Source organism: Paraburkholderia sp. GAS448 (assembly GCF_050435685.1).
Classification (GTDB): Bacteria; Pseudomonadota; Gammaproteobacteria; order Burkholderiales; family Burkholderiaceae; genus Paraburkholderia.
Genome location: NZ_JBNDKT010000001.1, coordinates 545,459 through 565,114 on the forward strand (window position 1 = coordinate 545,459; position 19,656 = coordinate 565,114).

21 protein-coding genes are annotated in these 19,656 nt (G+C 61.3%); 8 read left to right on the plus strand and 13 right to left on the minus strand.

Features of this window, described 5'->3' with window-relative positions:
* Window positions 1-22 precede the first annotated feature (22 nt).
* From P3T23_RS02595 to P3T23_RS02615, 5 genes are all read right to left on the minus strand, one after another.
* Complete coding sequence (locus P3T23_RS02595; protein ID WP_429314613.1) at window positions 23-826, minus strand: transglutaminase-like domain-containing protein; 804 nt, start codon at window positions 824-826, stop codon at window positions 23-25.
* A 37-nt stretch (window positions 827-863) separates the two neighbouring features.
* A complete protein-coding gene (locus P3T23_RS02600) occupies window positions 864-1,736 on the minus strand; it encodes a transglutaminase family protein (protein ID WP_429314842.1) in 873 nt (290 codons plus the stop codon).
* Window positions 1,737-2,089: 353 nt separating this feature from the next.
* Window positions 2,090-2,509 (minus strand): DUF302 domain-containing protein, encoded by a 420-nt coding sequence (locus P3T23_RS02605; protein ID WP_429314614.1) that lies wholly within the window; start codon window positions 2,507-2,509, stop codon window positions 2,090-2,092.
* Window positions 2,510-2,586: 77 nt separating this feature from the next.
* On the minus strand, window positions 2,587-4,122 hold the full coding sequence (locus P3T23_RS02610) for a glycosyltransferase family 2 protein (protein WP_429314615.1): 1,536 nt from the start codon (window positions 4,120-4,122) through the stop codon (window positions 2,587-2,589).
* A complete protein-coding gene (locus tag P3T23_RS02615) occupies window positions 4,119-4,730 on the minus strand; it encodes a cytochrome b (protein WP_429314616.1) in 612 nt (203 codons plus the stop codon). Before P3T23_RS02615 ends, P3T23_RS02610 begins: the two co-directional genes overlap by 4 nt.
* 369 nt (window positions 4,731-5,099) lie before the next feature.
* Between P3T23_RS02615 and msrB the strand changes: the two genes are divergently transcribed.
* The 3 genes from msrB (at window position 5,100) to P3T23_RS02630 (ending at window position 7,845) form a co-directional block, all read left to right on the plus strand.
* Complete coding sequence (msrB, locus tag P3T23_RS02620) at window positions 5,100-5,609, plus strand: peptide-methionine (R)-S-oxide reductase MsrB (RefSeq protein WP_429314617.1); 510 nt, start codon at window positions 5,100-5,102, stop codon at window positions 5,607-5,609.
* Window positions 5,610-5,722: 113 nt separating this feature from the next.
* Window positions 5,723-6,463: a peptide-methionine (S)-S-oxide reductase MsrA gene (gene msrA / locus P3T23_RS02625; protein ID WP_429314618.1), complete on the plus strand. Its 741-nt coding sequence runs from the start codon at window positions 5,723-5,725 to the stop codon at window positions 6,461-6,463.
* Window positions 6,464-6,978: 515 nt separating this feature from the next.
* Entirely contained in the window at window positions 6,979-7,845 is an 867-nt protein-coding gene (locus tag P3T23_RS02630; RefSeq protein ID WP_429314619.1) for a hypothetical protein, read from the plus strand.
* 227 nt (window positions 7,846-8,072) lie between these two features.
* On the opposite strand, the gene P3T23_RS02635 is transcribed toward P3T23_RS02630, so the two are convergent.
* Together P3T23_RS02635 and P3T23_RS02640 are read right to left on the minus strand one after the other, a co-directional pair.
* Window positions 8,073-8,366 carry a hypothetical protein gene (locus P3T23_RS02635; RefSeq protein WP_429314620.1) on the minus strand — a complete coding sequence of 98 codons (294 nt, stop codon included), beginning with the start codon at window positions 8,364-8,366 and terminating at the stop codon, window positions 8,073-8,075.
* A gap of 126 nt (window positions 8,367-8,492) precedes the next feature.
* Entirely contained in the window at window positions 8,493-8,903 is a 411-nt protein-coding gene (locus tag P3T23_RS02640; RefSeq protein ID WP_429314621.1) for a RidA family protein, read from the minus strand.
* Window positions 8,904-9,182: 279 nt separating this feature from the next.
* On the opposite strand from P3T23_RS02640, the gene P3T23_RS02645 reads away from it, so the two are divergent.
* The 4 genes from P3T23_RS02645 (at window position 9,183) to P3T23_RS02660 (ending at window position 12,634) form a co-directional block, all read left to right on the plus strand.
* Entirely contained in the window at window positions 9,183-9,782 is a 600-nt protein-coding gene (locus P3T23_RS02645; protein ID WP_429314622.1) for a J domain-containing protein, read from the plus strand.
* Between the two features lie 207 nt (window positions 9,783-9,989).
* Entirely contained in the window at window positions 9,990-11,063 is a 1,074-nt protein-coding gene (locus P3T23_RS02650; RefSeq protein ID WP_429314623.1) for a DUF6765 family protein, read from the plus strand.
* Window positions 11,064-11,364: 301 nt separating this feature from the next.
* Window positions 11,365-12,015: an H-NS histone family protein gene (locus tag P3T23_RS02655; RefSeq protein ID WP_429314624.1), complete on the plus strand. Its 651-nt coding sequence runs from the start codon at window positions 11,365-11,367 to the stop codon at window positions 12,013-12,015.
* Between the two features lie 358 nt (window positions 12,016-12,373).
* On the plus strand, window positions 12,374-12,634 hold the full coding sequence (locus P3T23_RS02660; protein WP_429314625.1) for a DUF2866 domain-containing protein: 261 nt from the start codon (window positions 12,374-12,376) through the stop codon (window positions 12,632-12,634).
* 63 nt (window positions 12,635-12,697) lie between these two features.
* Here the strand turns inward: P3T23_RS02660 and P3T23_RS02665 are convergent, their stop codons facing one another.
* Window positions 12,698-12,901 carry a cold-shock protein gene (locus tag P3T23_RS02665; RefSeq protein WP_133665733.1) on the minus strand — a complete coding sequence of 68 codons (204 nt, stop codon included), beginning with the start codon at window positions 12,899-12,901 and terminating at the stop codon, window positions 12,698-12,700.
* 237 nt (window positions 12,902-13,138) lie between these two features.
* Here P3T23_RS02665 and P3T23_RS02670 point away from each other — a divergent pair, with 237 nt between their 5' ends.
* Window positions 13,139-13,411 (plus strand): hypothetical protein, encoded by a 273-nt coding sequence (locus P3T23_RS02670; protein WP_429314626.1) that lies wholly within the window; start codon window positions 13,139-13,141, stop codon window positions 13,409-13,411.
* A 44-nt stretch (window positions 13,412-13,455) separates the two neighbouring features.
* On the opposite strand, the gene P3T23_RS02675 is transcribed toward P3T23_RS02670, so the two are convergent.
* The 5 genes from P3T23_RS02675 to P3T23_RS02695 all read right to left on the minus strand — a co-directional run bounded on the left by P3T23_RS02675 (window position 13,456) and on the right by P3T23_RS02695 (window position 19,173).
* Entirely contained in the window at window positions 13,456-14,508 is a 1,053-nt protein-coding gene (locus tag P3T23_RS02675; protein WP_429314627.1) for a VTT domain-containing protein, read from the minus strand.
* A gap of 325 nt (window positions 14,509-14,833) precedes the next feature.
* Window positions 14,834-15,118 (minus strand): hypothetical protein, encoded by a 285-nt coding sequence (locus tag P3T23_RS02680; protein ID WP_429314628.1) that lies wholly within the window; start codon window positions 15,116-15,118, stop codon window positions 14,834-14,836.
* Between the two features lie 217 nt (window positions 15,119-15,335).
* On the minus strand, window positions 15,336-15,890 hold the full coding sequence (locus tag P3T23_RS02685; protein WP_429314629.1) for a fasciclin domain-containing protein: 555 nt from the start codon (window positions 15,888-15,890) through the stop codon (window positions 15,336-15,338).
* A 171-nt stretch (window positions 15,891-16,061) separates the two neighbouring features.
* Complete coding sequence (locus tag P3T23_RS02690; protein WP_429314630.1) at window positions 16,062-17,579, minus strand: amino acid permease; 1,518 nt, start codon at window positions 17,577-17,579, stop codon at window positions 16,062-16,064.
* A 154-nt stretch (window positions 17,580-17,733) separates the two neighbouring features.
* Window positions 17,734-19,173 (minus strand): gamma-aminobutyraldehyde dehydrogenase, encoded by a 1,440-nt coding sequence (locus tag P3T23_RS02695; RefSeq protein ID WP_429314631.1) that lies wholly within the window; start codon window positions 19,171-19,173, stop codon window positions 17,734-17,736.
* Between the last annotated feature and the right edge of the window lie 483 nt (window positions 19,174-19,656).

Below are 19,656 nucleotides of genomic sequence, written 5' to 3' on the forward strand. Positions count from 1 at the left end.
TACGTCAACGTAGAGCCTCGCTTCACTCCGGCGCGCAGTGGACGTCGAACTTGACGAGCTTCGTCGGGCCGAACGTGTTGCTGATCGCGACGTCGGCGGCGTCGCGTCCACGCGCCATCAGCACGCGGCCGATGCGGGGCACGTTGTTGCGAGGATCGAACGTCTGCCACGAGCCGCCCACATACGCTTCGAACCACGCCGCGAAATCCATCGCGCTCCATGGCTGAGGTGTGCCGACATCGCTGATATAGCCGGTGCAGTAGCGCGCCGGGATGTTCATCGCGCGGCACAGCGTCACCGCGAGATGCGCGAAGTCGCGGCACACGCCCTTGCGTTCCTGCCAGGCCTGGAATGCGGTCTTGGTCGGCCGGGCGAAGTCATAGCCGAAGGTGATGTGGCGAAACACGTAATCGCAGATCGCCTGCACGCGGTCGCGCCCCGGCGGCGATTTCCCGAACAGCTGCCACGCAACGTCAGATAGCAGATCGGTCTCGCAGTAGCGGCTGCCGAGCAGGAACACGAGACATTCGTCCGGCAACGCTTCGACCGGGACCTGATAGCTATAGGGCTCGAGTGTCTCGGGACGGTCCGAGATGTTGAGGAGCGCCGTCGTGGACAGCGAAATATACCCCTGGGGCGCGACGATCCTGCTGCACAGATTGCCGAAGCCATCACGGTACTGGGTGATCGGCACAGGCGGATCGACTCTCAGCACATCGGCGCTCAAGACGTCCTGCACGCGGGAATAGTGCGTGTTCAGCATCAACAACATCGGTGTCGGCTGCGCGCACTCGTAGACCAGTTCATAGCCAACGCGGAGTTTCATCGGAACAACCTTTTCCAGTTAAGAGTGCATTGCGGCATCAGCTTTCTTCGGTCACGCTCACTTCGACATCAAGACCGCGAAACGAGTGCATGGCGCCATGCCAGGTGCCCCAGAGCGGCAACGCCTGGTAGTAATTCCATGCGACTGCAACGCGGATCAGATGCCGGTTGCCAATGATGCTGTTGGTTGGGTCGAAGTCGACCCAGCCCGCACCCGGAAGGTAAATCTGCAGCCACGCGTGGGTCGCACCGCCACCCTGCGTCGCCTCGTGATCGGGCACGAAGATGTAGCCGCTGACGAACCGCGCAGCGAGACCGAGCGAGCGCACCGCGTCCATCATAAGCACCGCGAAGTCGCGGCAACTGCCGCTGCGATGCCGCAAGGTATCGGCCGGACGATAGACGCCCTTCTCGGTACGCCTCACGTAGAAGAATTCGTTCTTGATTTCCAGCGTCATTGCACGCAATAGCGCCATCGTGCCAGTCCTGCCGGCCGGGGCGATGAATCTGCGTGCCCACAGGTCGACTTCGTCGTCCGGGTGCTCGCGGTTGCGCGCATTCACCAGATCCGACGCTTCCTCATTGGTGTACGCGAACGGCCATGTCGCGGCGTACGGTTCGAGCGAATAGTCGGGCAGCGGCGATTCGTAGTGTTCGAGCGTCACCTGGCTTTTGAAGAGCAACTCCGTCGCTTTACCGGAGAACGTCGCGACGGCGACTGAATTGTCGAACACGTCGTGCAGCCAGTGCAGCCGCGCCGGTGTCGGCGTGATCAGCAGATCTGTGGTGACGAGGCGTAGATCGTGACTCGCGCGCGGCCGGAACATCATTCGATGCTCGCCAAAGCTCACCGGCTCCGAATAGCGATAGACGCTGAGGTGTCGCACGGTCAGGCGTTGCGGCTCACTCATTGCGCTTTGCCGGCCGGAGTCGCTGGAAGCACCGGGCATCGATGCCATTGCCGTTTCCGTCATTTCGCCGCCCATGAAAGACTGCCGCGACAGCACGAACTGGGGCGACGACCGTGGCCTGAATCTCGTGAGCCACTTCGCGTTTTCCGAATTCTTCTGCCGTATTACGGAAAGCGTCGTCTAGTCAGCATACACGAGCCATATTGGTTGAAAGTTTCTGTTTTTGGGGGTTTCGGTCGTGCCTGTTTCCTGAACCCGGCGAGCGGGTTTGATCTGGCGCCGTTGTAGGTCTGGCGTCGTCGTGTTCATTACGCTGCGGCGGTCGGCCAACCCCGAAGCCGCCGAACGAGCCGTCATTCAATCGCGTGAGTCAGCAGTTGAGTCACCTGCTGAAAGCCTCCGGTCAATGCCGGATCGACGCCGTAGCTCGCGGTCAGCAGGGCACCTGGCTCCAGGTAGTCGACGCACACGGGCGCCGTCCCCTCCTGCCAGACCACTACCTTGAGCGGCAACTCCAGCGCCGCGTGAGGATGGGCGACCATGATCGGCGTGCCGCCTTTCGGGTTGCCGAACAGGATCAGACGGGTAGGGCGCAGGGCTGTGCCGGCCTTTTCCGCGGCGGCGGCCTGGTCGATGTCGGCGAAGATGGTCATGCCGCGCGATGTCAGCGCCTGCGTAATGCGTTCGACGGTCGCATCGAAATCGAAGCGGCTTTCCAGCTGGACGACGTAGGATGGGGTTGAGTCGGTGGACATGGCGGCAATGACCTCCATAGGGACAGCACGCGATGTAGCTGGCGGAAAGATAGTGGTCCACGGGCTACGGACTGTCAATTTCCCTCGCTCCTGCATCAGTTTTCATCCGGCGACGCCACCAGCCCCGAGCGTCGCTGCTTTCCCCACGACCGCCCGCCGCGCAGAAAATGCAGCCAGCCAAGCGTTGCGCCGGCATGCCGTATCAACTGGAACGTGAACGGTTCCGCCACTGCGGCGGCCATTGCCATCCCCAGGCTCGATCCCGCGCGATCGCCGGTCCAGCGCCGGTATACATGCACGCACCAGAGATAGAACGCCAGGTCGATTGCCGTTTTCAGACCGATTACGCTGAAAATCGACAGCACGATCGCGCCGTGCCCGCCAAAGACGAAGCCGAGCAGCAACGCGAACGCCGTCAGCCCGTAGATCGGCTGCATGGTGTCGATTGCCTTGACCGGCAGCATCAGCATGCCTAGCACGCCGTAGCGCGGATTGCCCGTCATGTCGCGATTCCAGTATTGGGTCTGCAAAAAGCCTGCAAACCAGCGCCGGCGTTGCCGAAGGAAACTGCCGAGCGTGCCGGGCGCATCCGTGCGCGCATGCGCATTGCCGACCACGCGCACGTCCCACCCGAGCCCGTGATCCACGGAATGACGACGCAGCCGGTGAATCAGCTCGTAGTCTTCCACCAGACATTGCGGATCGAAACCGCCCACCGCAATCAGCGCGTCGCGCCGGAACGAAGCGAATGCGCCCGAGACCAGCAGCAGGCTGTCGGCACGCATCCACGCAAACCGTGCGATGAAGTTGCGCATGTATTCGTACGTCTGAAACCACTGGAATAGCCGGCCCGACACGGTTTTGCTGCACACCGGCACGAGGATTCCCGCTGCCGCCACCAGCTTCGGACTGGCGGCGAACGCGGCACGCATCGCATACGTGGCGTCGTCGGCGAGCAGGGTGTCGGCGTCGACCGTCATCACCGTTTCGGTCGTCATCAGCACGATCGCGGCATTCAGCGCACGCGCCTTGCCGCCGTGCGGCACACGCAGCCAGTAGAGATTCGGGTAGAGCGAACTCGGCGCGCTCAGTTCGCCCTCGACCGGCGCAGTCAGCCCGAAGCGGCGGGTGAGCAACTCGTGTGTGCCGTCGGTGGAACCGTCGTCGGCGATCACGATCTGGGCGGGACCGTGGGTCTGTTTCAGCAATGCGGCGAGCGTGACGGGCAGGACGGCCGCCTCGTTATGCGATGCGACGATCACGCCCATGCCCGGCAGCTCCCGGGCGTCATGCGGGTCCAGAGGGTCCCCGGGCGCTTTCACCGGCCGGACGAGCGGCAACGTTTTCAGCGTGACGAACGCAAGCAGCAGCGTGTCGTAGACGACATAGGCAATACCTGTCGACCACGCTACCACGCCATGCAGAAAGAACGCTCGCGCGAACAGGACGAGCCACAGCACGACGACGCTGCAATGAATCAGCACGCCGAGGAACGTGGCAGGACGCGGCAGGATGCGCGGCGATGCGAGCGCCAGCGTTTCTTCCAGCGATATTTTCCGACGCTTCGCACAATTGTTCGCAGCCGCTGCGGAGCGCGTCGTTTCGACGGGACATTCGACTTCTGTTGTCACGGCACCATCCGCTTGAGGACAGATTGACGGTCGATCCATTGATGTTTCAGCGCACCGCCGATATGCATCGCCAGCAACGCATACAGTGCGTAACCGAGCCACGTATGCAGCGCGCCGAACTGGTTGTGCAGCGGTTCCTTCACGGCAGGGTCGAGATTCATGATGAGACCGATGCGCGGCCAGGGGATCAGGCCGAAGAGACTCATCGGATGCGTCGCGGCGTCTTTCCAGGCCGAATCGTGCATCCAGCCGGATAGCGGCAAGCCGATCATCAGCAGATAAAGCAGAAAGTGTGCGACATGGGCAGCGGCGCGTTCCCAGCGCGGAAAATCGCGCGGCAGCGGCGGCGGCCGGTGCGATGCCCGCCACAGGATACGCATCAGCGCGAGGCCGAGTACGGTAATACCGATCGACTTATGGGTATCAATGACGGGGCGGACCCAGTCGTCCGGCAACGAATCCGCGCTCAGACCTAATATGACGTTGCCGATTATCAACACCGCGATGATCCAGTGAAGAAGCATCGCGGTGCGGGTGTATTGCGACTGAACCTGTGGCTGCGCGTCGCCTGAGGCATGGGTGTGGCGGGAATTGGCCTGGGTATTCATCGGTAGTTTCGTCTGGTGGTTTGAGCGTCGATGAAAGCTGTTCGAAAAAGAGTGCGCCGAAGCGGCAGTGAGCCCGGCACGTTCTACACGAGAACGCCGGGATCTGCTGCTTTATTCCCAAGACGTTCGACCAGCGGATTTCCGGATATTTCACTTCGGCGGGCGTGCGGCGCGCAGCATCGAGTTTCTTTCGGGCTTTCTGTCATTAAACGGGGCGTCGCGCGACTCAATATCACGGGCGCTCCAGCTTCGACGGTTCCAGCATGAAAACGTGCGGAGCGGTATCGAATGACGCGCGCGGCGGTCTAAAGGTTCAGGGGGCATGGGCTTCATGGGGTCCATGACCCTCGACACTTCCGGATGAATATCATGAAACGCACCAAACGGATTTTCCTCAAGGTATGTGGCCTCGCGACGCTCACTGGCGGGACTGCGGCATGGAGTCTGTTTCGCGCCGCGCCAGCGCATGCGGCGACGAGCGTGTCCTACGAGGTCACCCATACCGACGCCGAATGGCACAAGTTGCTGACCGACGCGCAGTACCACGTGCTGCGCGAGGCGGGGACGGAGCGTCCCTACAGCAGTCCGCTGAACGCCGAGCATCGGACGGGTATCTTTTCCTGCGCGGGGTGCAAACTTGACCTGTTTTCATCGAAGACGAAATTCGACAGCCACACAGGCTGGCCGAGTTTCTGGCAACCGCTGGACAACGCCGTCGTGACGCAGACGGATACGTCGTTCGGCATGACGCGCGATGAAGTGCATTGTCGTCGCTGCGGCGGACATCTGGGGCACGTGTTCGACGACGGGCCCAAGCCGACGGGTTTGCGGTATTGCATGAACGGCCTTGCGATGGCCTTTACGCCCAAGGCGGTGTGAAGCGGATGCTTATGACGGGCTTTCCGTTTCCACTTTCCTGCTTCCTGTCAACAACCGGTCCCGCGCCGGCCGCGGTTTACGCAAAAGCGGCGCCTTGAACGAGGACGTGCATCATGAAGTTTTTGACTCAACCTGCCGGCAAATCGACCCGCTCACGGGTCGTCGCCGTCGCAATTTCGCTGGGACTGTGCGCCGTCGCGCTGGCGGTGGCAGAGCGGCCAGCGTTGTCCGCCGAATCGGCCGTAGTCATCGCCCCTCCTGCGGTGGATGAACCGGCAACAGGCGGGCACACCGAAACGGCGGTACTCGCGGGCGGATGCTTCTGGGGCGTGCAGGGCGTGTTCCAGCACGTGCGCGGCGTGACCAACGTGGTGTCCGGCTATGCGGGCGGCGAGCGCGCCACGGCCGAATACGAAACCGTCAGCACCGGACAGACCGGCCACGCGGAATCTGTGCAGATCACTTACGATCCGTCGCAGATCACTTATGGCCGCCTGTTGCAGGTCTATTTTTCGGTTGCGCATGATCCGACGGAGTTGAACCACCAGGGGCCGGATTCCGGCACGCAATACCGCTCGGCGATCTTCCCGGCCAACGACGTGCAAAAGCGCATCGCGCAAAGCTACATCGCCCAGCTCGACAAGTCGCACGCCTTTCCGGCGCCGATCGTGACAAAGACCGACCCGCTCAAGGCCTTCTATCCCGCCGAGGGGTATCACCAGAACTATCTGACGCTTCACCCCGACTCGATGTACATCGTCATCAACGACATGCCGAAGATAGCGAATCTGAAGCGCCTGTTTCCGGACCTCTATCGCGACAAGCCTGTACTGGTGTCGACAGCGTCGAAATAAAGACCATGAGGCCTGCGGCGCTTCAGATCTCGTCGATGAACTCGTCGAGAAAGCGCCGCAGCCGTTCCTGTCTGAGCTGTGCGAGGCGGCTTCCTGTCGCCGTCTGATCACCAGACGCGAGTCTCCGGCACGACCGCCGCCGAAAAGCTGTGCGGCTCGATCGCATGCGAAACTGCGTCAACCCTTGCTGCACGCCCGCCCATCGACGCCAGAATCGGCGTTTTTCCATACCCGCTGAAGATGCGAAGTATCGTGCGAGCCGTCACCGCGATTGGCCATCGCGTGGGGCATCAAGTTCTCTGCAAGGGTTTGGAACGGGGCGAACCCGGCAGCAACAGTCATAAGCGTGTGATACCGGTAAAGGGCAAAACCGGGATTTTCACAGGAAGTGTGGGAGGGCACGCACAACGCATCAAGAGCGACCTCAAGCCTGGCGTGTAAGAGCCGATATTCTGGATGACATTACAAAGTGATCCACGCCAGTCATCTGATTGCGGCGAAAGGAATGATCCGCCATGTGCTACGACCTCTATTTTTCTTTTCCGACTCCGGTTGCCCGTCAGGACATCGAAGCGTGGTTCAGGAAGCGCAGGAACTACGAAGTCAACGATAGCGCGGTGTACCGGAACGGCGACACAGGCGTGTATTTCGTCTTTGCATTTGAGCGCGACGAATCGCAGCCAGACGTCCTTAAGCGCATCGCGTTCAACCTGAACTACTTCCGGCCTCACGTATTCGGTCTCGAAGCCGAGCCCGAAGTGCGCGCATTCGTCGAACGATTCAGGCCGCAGATCGAAGATCCCCAGATGAACGGGATGGGCACCGGTCCCTATTCGACAGAAGGGTTCCTTGCGGGCTGGAACCGCGGCAACGCGTTCGGCTATGAGAGCATCCTGCCGCGACAGACAGCGCAGGCTGCGTGTGTGTCCCTGCCCGAAGCGAAGCTCGAGGCAATCTGGCGCTGGAACCATGCGCTAGCCGACGTGCAGTCGGAACTCGGCGAATCGGTGTTTGTGCCGCGCATCATGATGTTCAAGGTGGACGGCGCGCTGCGCTCAGTCGCTGTGTGGAGCGATGGCATTCCAACCTTGCTGCCTGAAGTCGACACCGTGCTGGTCTATCGCGACGAACTCGCGCCGAAGACCCTGTTTCGCCAGAGGGTGAAGGACCACTGTCTGATTGGACACGAGCATCTGGACGGCACACTGGCTGCATTGAGCGACGAGGGCTACGCGCTGAAAGTCCGCATCCCGACGTATATCGAAGCGCCGAAGAGTGTGCGGTCGTTTGTCGGCGGGCTCAGGAAAACGACGGCCCGCCTGGAAGGCGTGGCCATGGATGGCGTGCTGAGCGAGGAGCTGGTCCAGCGGTATCGAGGGTAACGAGGATGTTTCCCGGACGCTATGCCGCGCTTGCCTGCGCTGCATACGGCGATGGTTAGTCGTTCTGCGTCAGATACTTGGGATAGGTGTGCGCAGGTTGTCCACAGCCTCAATATGTGGGGATAGGTCGAGTGCGCTGCCAGCAACCCTCGAAGGTCGCCGGCAGCGCATGGCCTCGCCGTTGCGGACGCTGCCGCGAGGCAGGCCAGGCATCTGGCTGTGCCTGGTCAATACCCGCGCCAGCCGTCGTGGCGCTCGCGCCATTCATGTTCCCGCCACTCGTCGCGGCGCCATTGACGCTCGCGCCACTCGCGTTCCTGCCATTGACGCGCCCGCCAGTCTTCATAGCCGACGTAGCTGACCGGCACAGGCGCGGGCGCGACGTACACAGGCGGCGCGGGCGCATACACCACAGGTCCGGGCACGCCGAGCCCGATAGCGACATCGACATGCGCCGATGCCGCCGATGATGCCGCCAGCACGGCAAGACCAAGTGCTGCTCCAAGGATCTTCTTGTTCATCTGTTTCTCCTTACGCATCGAGTGCGGTGTCAGTGACTACGGCTCGAAGTCTATGAGTCGCCGTCAGACACAGGTGAAACAGCGATGCGTCAATCGTAACCCGACGTAACGGCCCTATATTGCCCGCTACAGCCCGTGCGGCGGCCTTCTGGCGATGAAGTCGATCTCGACGAGCGCGTCGCGCGCGAGACCGGTTACGCCGATGCAGGTCCTCGCAGGCAGCGCGTCGTTTGGAAAATACGCGCGGTACGTGTCGTTCATCGACCCGTAGTCGCGCTTGAACTCGGTCAGGAAAATGCGCGCGGCGACGACATGTTCCACACCGAGGCCAAGGCCCTGAAGGACGAGCGCCAGGTTGTCCATCACGCGTTTTGTCTGCGCGACGACGCCTTCGGGTAGCGGGGCGTGGTCGTCGTCGGGCGAGGTGGGCATCTGGCCCGTGAGGAAGACCCAGCCATCGGACTCGGTGGCATGGGAGAAGGGCCCGACGGGCGTCGGTGCCCCTGGCACCATCCAGAATTTGAGGTCGTGACTCATGGCTGTCTCCGTTGATGATCGGCAGTTTCTTACGTGGAGCATGCCGCACGTTAGCGCGCCAAAAACGCGCGTGCTGGCAGGGACCGCCTGAGTTTGAGACGGACATCGATAGCTGTTTCGCGTCATGCACTTGCGGCATATGTAACCAGGTTGTCCACAGCCTTGCTAACAAAAAGTGGGGATAAGTTCTGCCCCAACGGGCTGGACGGGGCCGCTGTGACGGAACGTCACTCTTCGCATGCTACGATGGCTCGCAACGTGATTCAGGACGGACAGGCAATGGCAACCCTCTACGACATGCTCGGTGTGCAGGAAAACGCCACCGCGGATGAAATCAAGCGCGCATACCGGAAGGCGGCGATGCGGTGGCACCCCGACCGCAACGCCGGCCGTGAGGATGCCGCACGCGCCGCGTTTCAGGAAATCAAGGATGCGTACGCCATTCTTTCCGATGCGTCGCAACGTCAGGTCTATGACGCGGTCTTCGCTGAGCAGATGCGCGGCTGGGAGAGCACGCGGCAGCAGGCCGAGCGCGAACAGGCCGAACGCGAGGCGGCCGCCCGGGCTGCCGCCGAGGCTGCCTATGCCGAAATGGTCGCGCTGGCGATGCGCTTTGCCGAAGAGGGCTACAACCGCGATGTGGTGTTCGGCGTGCTGATCGGACACGACTGCGAGGTTCAGCAGGCGGCCCAGATCGCCGATAGCGTGCTGGCACTCCATGTGTCGCGGCAGGCCGCCGTCGCGCCTGCCGCTTCAGTCGCTAAGGAACCGCAGGAGCCGGCGACCGCTTCCGCGACGGGCGACGATCATCCGCACAAGGCTTTCGCGAATCCCATCGGGACACTCTGGTATCAGTTTCTGAACGGACTGCGGCTTTGATCGGGCAGCGAGGCCTGCGTCATGGATGACGTGCATCGAGATCCAGTTAGCGATACGCTGACTGGAAGCGGGTTTTCAACTCTGATCGTTCCTGATCGTCTCACTCATATGACGTAATGCGGCGGGTTTCGATTCGTCGGCAGGAATGCTCGCGCGGCGGGCGTGCGACGTCTCACGTCAACTCGCATCCGCATCAGGAGACTCCAGATGAACATCGATTTCCACTATGGCGTGGTGTACATCGTCGCGCGTGTCGGCGGTTTGCCAGCCGGGCAGGCGTTGACGGTAGCCCACGCCTGCCAGTACGTCGACGACGCGACCACGCCGGGAATTCTGCGGTTTTCCGGTGGCGAGATCTTTGAGCGCTTCGCGACCGCTCACAAGCTCTTCGACTATTCCAATACGGAAGATGACAAGAACCGCCTCGTGTGGACGCCATTCCATTTCCTGCCGGCCGGCGAGGGCGATACGTTGAAAGAACGGGCGGTGTGCCGCCCCGATAGCAGCGTTGCGCGCGATGTGGTTCGACGCGCGCTTCGACAAAGGCAGGCGGATAACGCGCTGCATCGCCTTGGCGTGACGCTGCACAGCTACGTCGATACCTGGGCGCATCAGGGGTTTTCCGGAATCGAAAGCGACCTCAACCGCGTCAAGAGCCTGAATGCCGAGAACTGCACCCATCAAAAGTGGCTGTCGCATCTTGAGCAGATGACCCGGCATCTCATCGAAGATATCCAGCGTGACGTGCTGGCGAGGGCATTGCCCCTGGGCCACGGCGCTGCACTGCATTATCCCGACCTGCCTTCGGCAAAGTGGAGCTACGTCGACGGCAAAGGCGATCTGATCGAGAGGAGCAATCCCGAAGAGTTCATCAGCGCGGCCGATATGGCATGCCGCGTCGTTCAGTCATTCGTCGCGGGACGCGAAGATTTCGAGTCTCAAGGGGGGCTGCCGGCCGATGTAAAGGCAGCGCTTTATAAGCTGCTTGCAAACAACAATAACGACGACGAGCTCCTACGGCTTCGCAAAGTGTGCGAGACCGTGCTGGAAGGTACGATACCGGGCCTGAAGGAGCGCATTCCCGACTATGTCGCCAAGGGAGTCGATTCCTGGAAGTTCATGGCGACGGGCTTGCGGTCCGATGACGACGGTGACATTCGGCCGGCATGGACGCCTGCCTTTGAAAATAGCGATTACCGGCGCTTTCATGATGCAGTGAAAGAGCACCGCTTTGTCGTCACGCAGGAAATCCTGCCCGCTCACGGATTGCGTATCGCTTGAACGTCTCAGACGGCGAGTAGCAGGAGCGCTATCTGCACCCGATGGCGCTCAGCACTTTATTACCGGGTGTTTCTCATTCAAAGCCAGGGTTCAAGGGAATTCGCTTTAACTTCCCCCGCCTTAAAGCAGAATGCCTTATTGGTCTGCGTTAACGGTCCGTAAGCAGGTCTTATCTGGCTGGAGACAGAACGCACATTGACGCGAATCCGTTGCGTCAAAGCGCCATTAATTCGATGATTTTCTGTTACCTAAGTGTTACCCGTGGCATAGTGCGTCCATTCAACCCAAAAAGGAGGCGCATATGGCCACGCTCGAACAGATTCAGGCACGCATGAAGAAGCTTCAGGTTCAGGCCGAAGCTCTTATCGCCAGACGCGCACAGGCGGCCCTCGACCAGATTCGCGAGATCATGCTTAAGCACGGCTTGACGACCGAGGACATCGAGGCAAAGGCAAAAGCGCGCAGGGAGCGCGTAAAGGCCGCAAGCGGACGCGTTGTCAACGGCAAGGTTAAGGCCGCGGCGACCAAGGGCAAGTTGCCGCCAAAGTACCGTGATCCAAAGACGGGCGCTACCTGGAGTGGGCATGCCCGGCCCCCGGCCTGGATCAAGAACGTCAAGGACAGGTCAAAATTCCTGATTGATGCCGCAAGCGCTGCCGCCGATACGGCGGTTGTTGCCAAGGCGAAAGTTGCCACAAAGAAGACCGCTGCAAAGAAGACCGCTGCAAAGAAGAGCGCGGTGAAGAAAGTGGCAGCGAAGAAAGGTGCTTCAGCCAAAAAGGCTGCGGCCGGAAAGAGCGCGGCTGGCAAACCGAAGGCCAAACAGCCCGCTGCGAAGAAAGGTCCCTCGACAGCAGCAGTCAAGGCCAAAGGCAGGAAGCCGGCCGTGAAGAAGGCTGCTGCCAGCAAGTCCTCGGGCACGGTGGAGGCGGCTGCCAGCTCGGTGGCCTGACCTGCGTCGTCCTGTACGCGGCGCGTCCACCTAAGGGCGCGCCGGGCAACGCCCCTTTGTGTGTGGCATCGGCCTGAACCACAACCTTCCGGCCGCAGGTAAGCGGGTGCTCCTGGCCAGGCAAGGCGGCCGCATAGCGCACTTACCCGCTCACGCTGAAGTCACGATTCGTAACATCTCCCGCATAGCGCCGTCGATAGCCTTCCTCGCGATGATTTTAAGGCTGGCTTAATTGTTTGCGGCGACCATCCCTTGGTCCCTGTTGAGCCGCTAGCGCACCGGCGGCGCTTTCATCCAACGCGCGCATTCCATGGGGCGGTCGAAGTGAAACGATGCGTAGCCAAAACGGAGGTCGACGATGGTTCAGGACGATGTGCGGAAACAGTTACGTGCGATGTCCAGCGCACAGCGCGGCTTTGCGACCCAGACATGCACGATATCCGACGCGTTTGAGCCGCCCTGGGGGCGTCCGTACCGCGTTGTCGAATGGTCGCTGCCGACCGAGCCGGACGCATGTCGACGTGTCGTGCCGGCGGAAAGCACGGCCGCGGAGATCATTGCAACGCTTATGTCCCATGTGCCCGGCCGGCGTATCCGGCAATTGGGCGAAGAGATCTAGGTTGTGAAAAGCAGATGGCCCGCAAAAGCGGGCCATCTGCTTTGACAGGAGCGTTTCGGCGGGTTACAGCGGCTGGATGTTCGCGGCCTGCTTGCCCTTCGGTCCCTGCTTCACTTCAAAGCTCACCTTCTGGTTTTCCTGCAGCGACTTGAAGCCGCTTCCCTGGACTTCAGAGAAATGTGCGAAGAGGTCTTCGCCACCGCCGTCCGGCGTGATGAAGCCAAAACCCTTTGCATCGTTGAACCACTTCACAATACCTGTTGCCATTTTTAATCCAGTAAATGTTATGCGTTTTTCGCGGGCGCCGTGTTTCACAAACCGTGTTTTACAGCCTGTCGCACAGCGCGACAGAATCGCGAAGCGTGAGTTGTACCACGCCTTTGTGACAGACGCCAATCAGCATGTTTACGGGTAGTGCGCAGCCCGCATTTGCGCCGTCTTTCTGCCCGAGGACGGGAAGAGGGGCACAGTAGGGTACACTGCGCCTCACTTTCCAGGAACTACATGACAGATTATCGGCAGGAAGAACTAACCTCATTCTGGGGGCGGTTGACCCCTTACCTCGCAATACTTGAGTCGAAACACGAAGGCGGCGCGGAGCCCATCGGACGCGTGACGATCGACACGGACGACCAGCAGGCCTTCGCACTTCACACGACCGATCTAAAGGCCCTCGACGACACGTCGGACACGCCCACGGGGCAAAGCGCAACGTACTCGCGCTTCAGGGTCGAAGGCGCCGGCTGGGGACCCTGGCTCGGAAAGGCTTATCAATAGGTCTTGCAGACATCATCTTCCGGCGAAACGCAGCGCGTGGGCCGCTACTTTACGCTGCGTGGTTTAGCCTGTCTGGGAGCAAAGCTTCTTAGCGTCACTTCCTCGCGGCTTTCATCGGCAGGCCGCGCTCCGCGCACTCTGCCCGGAGGTTTGCCCGCAGGCTGCCACGACGGCTCGACAGGGTATCCGCGTCGCTGCCACGCATCCAGCCCGCCCTTCAGCGCGCGTATCCGTTTGAAGCCCTTGCGGTACATCTGTTCCGTGATGTCTCGTGCAGCCGCATCGTTCGGGCAGACGCAGTAGACAACGATGTCGTGCGCGAGCAGCGCGTCGTTCACCCTGTCGGGCGAACCCAGATCCAGAGGTAGCGCGCCGGGTATTTGTCGTGGCTGCTGATTTCGAACGGCTTCCGGCCGTGCGTCCAGAATGACGGGCGGCGAAGCTGAACGCATCATCGTTTGAAGCTGCTCGGGCGAAATCCGGGCACGCGCAAGCCAACGCTGGAACTGCCAGCGCCGAATCAGGCGAAAAAGCAGGTATGCGATCGACACCGCGACGAGCAGGTCAATGAGCGTCCCGCCATGTGTCCTGGCGAACGACTCGAGCATGCGGAATTGGCTTTCCGCGGCTGCTCCGCCGAGCAGCCAGAAGGTCGACCACACTGCGATTCCGGCAAGATCCCAGGAGAGATAGATTTTCGGATCGACGGGTGTCGTGCCCATCAGAGGCGGCGTGATGAACGCGAGGCCCGGCACGAATTTGGACAGTGACACAAGCGGCACGCCGAATCGTTCAAACAGCGAGCGCGCCTTCCTGACCTTGCTCTCGACGAAGGGTGACACCCTCCCGAGGGCGGCAATGAGCTGGCCGCCATAGACGCGTCCGGCCGTGAACCAGGCGCCGTCACCGAGCAACGCGCCACCGGCTGCTGCGAGCAGGACATACCAGAACGACAGAAGGCCACCGGCTATCGCGGACCCGGCAAAGAGGAGTACGGGGATAACGGGTAGGGGAACGCCGAGACGTGTCAGAAGCACGTTCAGGAAAACGGCCGCTGCACCCCATGTCGAAATCGCAGACGACGGTATGTTTATCAAGCGCGATACTCCTGTTTTCGCGGCCGCGGCCTGCATGCGTATTTGCGCGCGGTGCCGTGCGTAGTGAGTATCGCATGGGGTAGGACAGGCGCGGAGCGTCCATCCGGCACTCCCGGTATGTTCGGAATACTCGACAGGCAGGTCGAAGCGTTCGCATCCCCATGCGGCGAGCGGCGCGCGCACTGTCGCGATCCGCATGACTCGCGTCGCCGACGGACCGCCGCACGGGATGACAGGACGGGCGTACCCACCAAACCACCATGCCGGGCAAGACCGCAATTCGATTTCCTTTTCGTAGCAGCAGGCCCGGCAGATGAACAGGATCTCACTGACTGGCTTTTGCCTGTTTGGCGATATCGTCAGGCGACATCGTTTTTGCACCTGTTTCGGTGTCCCATGCGCTGCCGGTGATTTTGCCGGGCATCGCGGTCCACGGGCTTGAAACAGGGTCGCCGTGGTAGGTCATGCCGGCCGTCGCGGCGCCGTGAGCGTTTCCGCCACCCGTTCCTCCGTTTCCGTTTCCTCCACCTTGTGCGAATGCAGCTGTCGAAAGGAAGACTGGCAAAGCGGCAGCGCAGGCCAGCATGACTTTAAACGTGACCTTTTCCATGATGCTTCTCCGGCGAACCTCGCGCAATCATGCGTCAAGGTTGATACGCCGCCAGGCTAGGGCTCGTTGCGCGGCGGCGAGGCGCAGCGAGGCCCCTGAAGACAGAAGAAACGTCTACCTGATCGTGTCGCGGGACGTACAGGCCAGTCGTCGTTCGATGCCCGAAATGACAGCGCAGTGCGGCAAGCCAACCTCTGACTTCAGGCGAGGTGCAGGCTTATTTCGGCATCAACACCTTGTCGACCACCATGATGACGCCGTTGCTCTGGAAGACGTCGTAGGTGGAAATGGCGGCGGTATGTCCGGCTGCATCGGCGACGACGATGTTGTGCGGGCCGTTTTCAGAGAACGTGAGTGTCTCGCCGTTGACCGTCTTCAGCTCGGCTTTGCCGCCGCCGGCTTTGATCGCCTGGTCCAGCTTGCGAAAGTCATAGCGCCCGGGGAGGACGTGATAGGTCAGGATGCTGGTCAGCGTTGCCTTGTTTTCAGGCTTGACGAGGCTTTCGACCGTGCCCGGCGGCAATGCTGCAAACGCTTCATTCGTCGGCGCGAAGACGGTAAACGGACCAGCGCCTTTCAGTGTGTCCACAAGGCCCGCTGCTTTGACCGCCGCGACGAGCGTCGTGTGGTCGGCAGAGTTCACCGCGTTATCTACGATGTCTTTCGTGGGGTACATCGCCTGTCCGCCCACCACCACCGCCTCGCCGGCCGCGAAGGTGCTGGACATGGCGATCGATAACGCGACAGCAGAGCACAGGGTCGAGATTTTCATTGCAGGTCTCCGGAAGATGCAACGCGTGATTGCGCTGCCCTGACCGCATATACGGAGGACGTGGAGACCTGGATGCAGCAGAAACGCAGACCGCTGGTTCCGGCGGTGGCCGGCGCCGCCCGCCCGCCACGCTCCTCTACGTGTTCGTGGTGGGCGCCGGCAAAAATGTCCTCAGGGGTTGGCGATTTCCACGTTTCCTGTCATATCGCTCTTGACCTCAGGCGGCCCCGCGAAGCGGTTGCGCACGCCAAGGCCATACCAGCAGAGGGCCATCACGGCGATCAGCATCAGGCTGATGTACAGCACCTTCTGGTTGGGCGGCTGAATCCCGACATACACAAGCACCGCGCCACCCAGCACCGCAAGCAGCGCAATCGGTTTCGACCACATGCCGAGGTTGAACGGTCCCTTGCGCACCCACGTCTTGCCTTCCGCGCCAATTCCAGCCGCGACAGGCATCACGTACGACACATACAGGAAGACCGCGCTGCCGGTCGAAAGCACCGCAAACGCGTCGCCATAAAGCGTCGCCGCAATGGCGAGGATCGCCGAAGTCCAGATTGCGGCGCCCGGCGTGCAATGCCTGTCGTTGACTTTCTTCAGCCAGTTCGATGCCGGCAATCCGCCGTCGCGGGCAAAGGCGTACATCATCCGCGAGCACGAGGTCAGGCACGCGAGGCCGCACAGATAGTTCGACAGGAAAATGCCGATACCAAGCGGCACGCGCAACCACGTCGGCAAGGTGCCCAGCAGCGCGTTGAAGAAGCCGCCACCGGCCTTGACGCCTTCCTTGATGTCCGGCATCACGAGCAGGAACGCGCAGACCATGATGTAGCCGAACAACGCCGACCACCACACCGAACGCAGCATGCCCTTCGGTACGTTGCGCGCGGCATCGTGCGTTTCTTCGGAGGTGTGCGCCGAGGCGTCGAATCCCGTGATGGTGTAGATCGTTAGCAGCAAGCCGGAAAGAAACGCGGCCAGCATGCCCTGCTTGGGCCATGCGCCGCCATCGAAGCCAGTGAAGTTGGTGAAGTCGACAAGCCGGCCAAAGTCGAAGGGCGTCTTTGAAAAGCCGAGCAGCGCAAGCGTCAGTATCACGGCGATCGCGAAGATCAGATAGCCCGAGATATCGGTCAGGAGCGTCGTGATCTTGATGCCGCCGTGGTTGAGCCATGCCTGGCTCAGCGTTACCGCCGCAATGAACGCGGTCTGATGCCAGAACGTCAGCGAGTCGGGATTGATGCCGAGAAGTGGCGCAATCAGGGTTTTGAAGAACGGATCGTACACGCCGAAATTCACCGACGCGACGACGAAAATCAAACCCAGCAGATTGAACCATGCCGTCGCCCAGCCCCAGCCCTTGTTGCCGAGAATCGAGCTCCAGTGGTAAAGGCCGCCGGCCGTCGGATAGGACGAAGCGATCTGCGCCATCGAAGCCGCGACGACCATCGCGAAGAGTGCGCCCACCGGCCAGCCGATGCCGATCGACGCACCGCCGGCAGCGCTCAACGCCTGCGGAAAGGCGGTGATGCCGCCCGCGAGGATACAGATGATCGAAAACGAAATTGCGAAGTTCGAAAAGCCGCTCATGCGGCGCGCGAGCTCCTGCTTGTAGCCCATGCTTTGCAGTTGCCTGGCGTCATGATCAAGCGCGGCTGGATCGCCGGCCTTATGGACTGGTTCCATGATTTTCCTCTTGCTAGGTTGGACTGCGAAGGTAGAGCGACAAAAAAGGACACCGGCGAAAACGACCGGAGCGCGGAATACCATTGCTTCGGGCTAACGACAGGGGCACTCGCTGTCGTCGCCGTTGAATCATCCAGGCAACGCTACGCGAGCATCACTCGAACTTCGCCATGACATGACGCACGCAGGTGTAGTCCTCGAGTGCGTAGACCGACATGTCCTTGCCGTAGCCCGAGCGCTTCATCCCACCGTGCGGCATTTCGCTGACCAGCATGAAATGCGTGTTGATCCAGGTGCAGCCGTACTGCAATTCAGACGCGACCTTGTACGCCTTGTTGACGTCGTGGGTCCACACGGAGCTCGCGAGCCCGAAGTCCGAGTCGTTGGCCCATGCGATCGCCTGCTCGGTGTCGTCGAAGCGGGTCACCGAGACCACCGGACCAAACACCTCGCGCCGCACGATCTCGTCTGTCTGCTGTGCGCCCGCAATTACCGTGGGCTCATAGAAGAAGCCGCGTGAACTGGCAGCCTTGCCGCCTGTCGTGACTTCGATATGGCTCTGGCTCGCGGCCCGCTCGACGAAACTGGCCACGCGGTTTCTCTGGCGCTCCGAAATGAGCGGGCCCATTTCGACGCCTTCCATATGCTGCTCTCCAAAGCGGATCGTGCTGACCGCGCTGGAAAGATCCGCGACGAGCTTCTCGTAGATCCTGGGTCCTGCGTACACGCGACAGGCGGCAGTGCAGTCCTGCCCGGCGTTGTAGTAACCAAACGTGCGGAGTCCCTCGACGACCTGCGCGAGGTCGGCGTCGTCGAAGACAATCACCGGCGCCTTGCCGCCCAGCTCCAGATGGGTACGCTTGACCGACCGCGATGCCGCCTCAAGAATTCTTTGACCGGTCGAGATATCGCCGGTGATCGAGATCATGCGCACTTGAGGCTGCGCGATCAGCGGCGCGCCGACCGTTTCGCCGCGCCCGATGACAACATTGATGACGCCCGCCGGGAAAATCGCCGCGACGAGCTCGGCAAGCTTGAGCGTCGTGAGCGGCGTCTGCTCGGACGGCTTCAGCACCACGGTATTGCCGGCCGCGACGGCTGGCGCAAGCTTCCATGCGGCCATCATCAGCGGGTAGTTCCACGGCGCGATCGACGCCACTACGCCAAGCGGATCGCGTCGCACCATGCTGGTATAACCTGGCAAATATTCGCCGGCAACCTGACCGTGCTGCGTGCGGCACGCGCCTGCAAAGAAACGGAACACGTCGGCGACCGCGGGGATTTCGTCGTTGAGGGCGGCCAGATAAGGTTTGCCGCAGTTTAGCGATTCAAGCCGCGCGAATTCGGTCGAGCACGCCTCGATGGCGTCGGCGAGCTTGAGCAGCAGGTTGGCCCGATCCCTGGGCACGGTCCTCGCCCACGCGGGGAAGGCCCGGTTCGCGGCGTTGACAGCCGCCTGCACCTGTTCCACCGAGGCCTCGGCGATACGCGCAATGGTGTCTCCGGTCGCCGGGTTCAGAACGTCTTCGACTGCGCCTTCACCGGGAACGAAATCGCCGCCGATCAGGAGGCTGGTATGCACGGTGTGTTCCATCTATCTGTCTCTCTTGACTGGGAAATGAGTGCGTTGCCTGCCGCGCCCGCTTTGGCGGCGCGTCTTGCTGCCGGTCATGCTGTTGCCGTTCGCTGCTTCAGTGTGCTTCGATATTGCACGGTCAATGCTGTTTCCACGGTGGCGCCTGGTGGCGTTATCGCCGTAAAGTGAAACGAGGCTTCAGCCGCTGTCGTGAAGTACTGCGTGTGCGCTAACGCGTATTCGGTGCGCAAGAACCGTTTGCCGGATTGGCTGTCGAGACACGCGCCAATTGATGAGGTCGTGAATGGATTCTAGGGTTACGATTTTTTTGACGGCTAGCCCGAATTGCAGATATGAGCCATCGGCAAATCCGAACGATGTGCATGATTTGCGCGCACCGATATGCACAGATGCGGGTCGCAGCCGCCCGGTTTGTCGACCGAAGCCATGTGGGTAAAGCTTTTGCAGCGCTATGCAACTGACGCGGCAGAACCCGGCATA